Origin of the sequence: Streptomyces sp. 150FB (genome assembly GCF_000818195.1) — a bacterium.
Classification (GTDB): domain Bacteria; phylum Actinomycetota; class Actinomycetes; order Streptomycetales; family Streptomycetaceae; genus Streptomyces.
In genome coordinates this window covers 6,648,211-6,652,544 of the sequence record NZ_JTHL01000001.1, presented here as the reverse complement: position 1 = coordinate 6,652,544, position 4,334 = coordinate 6,648,211, and the positions used below count along the sequence as shown (strand labels likewise).

At 71.9% G+C, this 4,334-nt stretch carries 3 protein-coding genes; 1 reads left to right on the top strand and 2 read right to left on the bottom strand.

Going from position 1 to position 4,334, the window contains the following annotated elements; translation table 11 throughout:
- A partial coding sequence (gene glgB / locus QR77_RS28845) for a 1,4-alpha-glucan branching enzyme (protein ID WP_040024952.1) occupies positions 1-2,200 on the top strand: 2,200 nt, incomplete at its 5' end.
- 123 nt (positions 2,201-2,323) lie between these two features.
- Here glgB and QR77_RS28840 read toward each other — a convergent pair.
- Positions 2,324-3,505 carry a glycosyltransferase gene (locus tag QR77_RS28840; protein WP_040024951.1) on the bottom strand — a complete coding sequence of 394 codons (1,182 nt, stop codon included), beginning with the start codon at positions 3,503-3,505 and terminating at the stop codon, positions 2,324-2,326.
- 36 nt (positions 3,506-3,541) lie between these two features.
- Positions 3,542-4,228, bottom strand: a complete 687-nt coding sequence (locus QR77_RS42440) for a TetR/AcrR family transcriptional regulator (protein ID WP_052489125.1) — start codon at positions 4,226-4,228, stop codon at positions 3,542-3,544.
- Positions 4,229-4,334 lie beyond the last annotated feature (106 nt).

Sequence of the window (4,334 nt, the reverse complement as noted above, 5' to 3'; positions counted from 1 at the left end):
GGCGCCGCCGCTCGACGGCGGGGACCGGGAGCGGCTGCTCTCGGGCTCGCACCACGACCCGCACGGCGTGCTGGGGGCGCACCCCGTGGCCGACGGTGTGCTCTTCCGCGCGCTGCACCCCTTCGCGCGCACGGTCGCCGTGATCACCGGGGAGCTGCGGACCGAGCTGAGGGACGACGGGGACGGTTTCTTCTCGGGGGTGCTGCCGCTGCGCGCGGTGCCCTCCGCGTACACGCATCTCGTGCGCTACGGCGACGCCCCGGGTGTCGACGAGGTCGAGACCTCCGACCCGTACAGCTTCCTGCCCGCGCTGGGCGATCTCGACCTGCACCTGATCGGCGAGGGCAGGCACGAGGAGCTGTGGAAGGCGCTGGGCGCGCGGCCCATGACGCATCAGGGGGTGGCCGGCACGCGCTTCACCGTATGGGCGCCGAACGCCCGGGGGGTGAGGGTCACCGGTGACTTCAACTACTGGGACGGCACCGCGCTGCCGATGCGCTCGCTGGGCGGCACCGGTGTGTGGGAGCTGTTCGCGCCGGGGATCGGCGACGGCGCGCTGTACAAGTTCGACATCTGCCGGCCCGACGGCACGCACACCGTGCGGGCCGACCCGATGGCCCGGCGTACGGAAGTGCCGCCGGCCACGGCGTCCGTCGTCACCGAGTCGCACCACGAGTGGGAGGACGGCGAGTGGCTCGCGCACCGCGCCGACCGCCCGGTGCACGAGGCGCCGTTCTCGGTGTACGAGATCCATCTCGCCTCCTGGCGCCCTGGACTGACGTACCGTCAGCTCGCGACTCAACTCCCGGCGTACGTCAGCGATCTGGGCTTCACGCATGTGGAGCTGATGCCGGTCGCCGAGCATCCCTTCGGCGGCTCGTGGGGCTATCAGGTCACCGGTTTCTACGCGCCGACGTCCCGCCTCGGCACCCCGGACGACTTCCGCTTCCTCGTCGACGCGCTGCACCGGGCCGGCATCGGGGTGATCGTCGACTGGGTGCCCGCGCACTTCCCCAAGGACGAGTGGGCGCTCGCCAACTTCGACGGCCGGCCGCTGTACGAGCCCGCGGACCCGCTGCGCGCCGAGCACCCCGACTGGGGCACGCTCGAATTCGACTACGGCCGCACCGAGGTGCGTAACTTCCTGGTCGCCAACGCCGTGTACTGGTGCGAGGAGTTCCACATCGACGGGCTGCGGGTCGACGCCGTCGCCTCGATGCTCTACCTCGACTACTCGCGCGAGGCGGGGCAGTGGACACCGAACGAGTACGGCGGCCGGGAGAACCATGACGCCGTCGCCTTCCTCCAGGAGATGAACGCGACGGTCTACCGCCGCTGTCCGGGTGTGGTGACCATCGCCGAGGAGTCCACCGCGTGGAACGGCGTCACCCGCGCCACCCATGTCGTCGGGCCCGACGGCTTCGGCGGTCTCGGATTCGGCCTGAAGTGGAACATGGGCTGGATGCACGACTCGCTGGACTACATGGCCAAGGAGCCGGTCCACCGCAAGTACCACCACGGCGAGATGACCTTCTCCATGGTCTACGCGTACAGCGAGAACTACGTGTTGCCGATCTCCCACGACGAAGTCGTGCACGGCAAGGGCGCCCTGGTCTCCAAGATGCCCGGCGACTGGTGGCAGCAGCGCGCCGACGAACGCGCGTATCTCGGCTTCATGTGGGCGCACCCCGGCAAGCAACTGCTCTTCATGGGGCAGGAGTTCGCGCAGGGCGCGGAGTGGTCGGAGGGCCATGGCCCCGACTGGTGGCTGCTCGACCCGTCGTACGGCGCCGCAGCGGACCACCGGGGCGTACGGGACCTGGTCCGCGACCTGAACACGGTGTACGCCGCCACCCCTTCGCTCTGGGAGCGGGACACCGTGCCCGAGGGATTCTCGTGGGTGGACGGCGACGCGGGCGAGGACAACGTCTTCGCCTTCCTGCGCCACGACGCCGCCGGCTCACCCCTGCTCGCGGTCTCGCACTTCTCCCCGGTGGTGCGCCACGACTACCGGCTCGGCGTGCCCGACGCGTACGGCGCCTGGACCGAGGTGCTCAACACGGACGCCCTGCGGTACGGCGGCAGCGGCGTACTCAACGCCGACCATCTGAAGGCCGAGCCGGTCGCCTCCCACGGGCGGGCTGCGAGCATTCGGTTGACACTGCCTCCACTGGCCACGATCTGGCTGCGGCCGGTCTGACGCCCCCGACACTCCAGGTGACGGACCACGTCACGCTCCGGTGGTAGCCTCCCGGCCGCCTGCGGCCGTCGCGCCGCCGGAGCAGGGTGCGCAGCCGCCACTTCGCCTTCCCTCCCTGGCCGTTCAGGACGCGGCCAGGGCTGTGGCGAGCTGCTCGGCGACCTCGGCGGGCGCGGGCATCGCGGCGATCTGGGCGGCGATCACGCGGGCCCCGGCGGCGAAGGACGGGTCGGCCAGCACCGCGGCGGCGGACTTGGCCACACCCTCCGGGGTGGGGGTGCCCGACACGAGCGCGAGGCCGGCGCCGGCCGCCGACACCCGGTCGGCCTGCATGAACTGGTCGGCGCCCTGCGGCGCTATCACCATCGGGATGCCGGCGGCGAGCGTGCCGAACGTGGTGCCGGCACCGCCGTGCGCGACCACCAGGTCGATGTCGCGCAGCAGTTCGTCGAGCGGGGTGAAACCGAGGAAGGTCACGTGCTCGCTGTCGACGTCGAAGTCCGAGGCCGAGGCGGTGAGTCCGAGGGTGACCCGCAAGTCGTAACCGGCGGCGGCGAGTTCACGCAGGACGGGGTTGAGCACCTCGGGCGCCGAGAAGACCGTACCGAAGGTGACGAGCACCTGCGGTACGCCGGTACGCGCGGCTGCTCCTGCTTTCCCGGCTCCTCCGGCTTCTCCGGCTTCCCCGTTGCCGGTGTTCGCCGGGGTGGTGGGTGCGCCGCGGTGCGGCTCGGAGCGCATCGGCAGCCGCCCTTCGGGGGCCTGCCAGTTGTCCCACTGCATGCCGTCCGGGCAGGTGTCCAGATACCAGGAGGCGGGGCGCGGGGTGAGGCCGCGCGACGCGTAGCGGCTCGCCGCCGTCGCCGCGAGGCCGTCGGCGAACTCGGGCGGCAGGGCGGGTCCGTAGGCGAGGGTCGCCAGCGGGACGTCGAGGTCGGCGGCGACCAGCGGTCCGATGTAGTCGCACACCTCACTGACGATCAGGTCGGGCGCCCAGCCCTTGGCGGCGGCCAGCGCCTCGTCCCCGCCGAGGTCGATACGTACACCGGCGAAGAACTCGGCGACGCCCTCCGGGGTCGGGTCGCCGGCGACGTCCACACCGGTGCGGTTCGCGACCTCGGCCAGCAGGACGTCGGGCATCGGTCCGGCGGGGAGCAGTTCGATGCCTTCGGGGGCGAGGACGGGAGCGAGCCCGGCGGCGGTCAGTACGGCCACCTCGTCGCCGCGCTCACGGAAGGCGCGGGCCAGCGGGAGCTGCGGCAGCAGGTGTCCGTGGGCCGGCGTGCTGGAGAAGAGTATGCGCATATTGACTATGGTAGTACTCCACTGAATACCCTCCGCTCAGTTTCGGCCGCCCGGCGTGTCGCCCGATGTGCCGGATGTGCCGGATGTGCCGCCGGACGTGCCGCCCGGCCCCGGCGCGAGCAGGGTCATGACCACCTGGTCGGCGAGCCAGTCCTCGCACCGCTTCCACTCCCAGCCCATGCGCCGCAGCCGCCGCCAGGAGAACTGGCTCAGGTAGTACCAGAGGACGTCCGTGGCCTCCGTCAGGCCGATGCCGTCCCTGAGCGCGCCGAGCTGGAGCAGCCGTCCCGCGACCTGGCCGAGCCGGTCCCGCTGCAAGGTGTCGGCGCGACGGGCGGCGTCGGCGATCACCGGGTCGGCGGTCTCGTTGTCGTACAGCACGCCCATGGCGCGTACGTGACGGCGCACGGTCTCCCCCGTACCCGCAGCGGCGAGCCGGACGATCTCGGCGGGGTCGGTCACCTCGTTCATCGCGAGCAGGGTCCGGGCGACGGCCGGCTCGGCGGCGCCGCGCTCCATCAACGCGGCGACCAGGGCGGGCTTGCTGCCGAAGACCGCGTAGACCGTGTTGGCCGCCACGTCCGCCACCTCGGCCACGCGGGCGACGGTGATCCGCGCGTAGCCGTGCTCCGCGAACAGGTTCTCGGCCGCGTCGAGGACGGTCGTACGGGTCAGCGCGGCCGCCTGTTCACGGACGGAGGAGCGGTAGGGGCGAGCGTTCATGAAACCATCGTAGAAGGTTCATATTCATTGGGCCATGACTGAGGCAAAAGCGGGCGCGGCGGGGCGCGGCGGGGGCGGGGACCGCGCGCTGGGGCGCGCGCTGGGG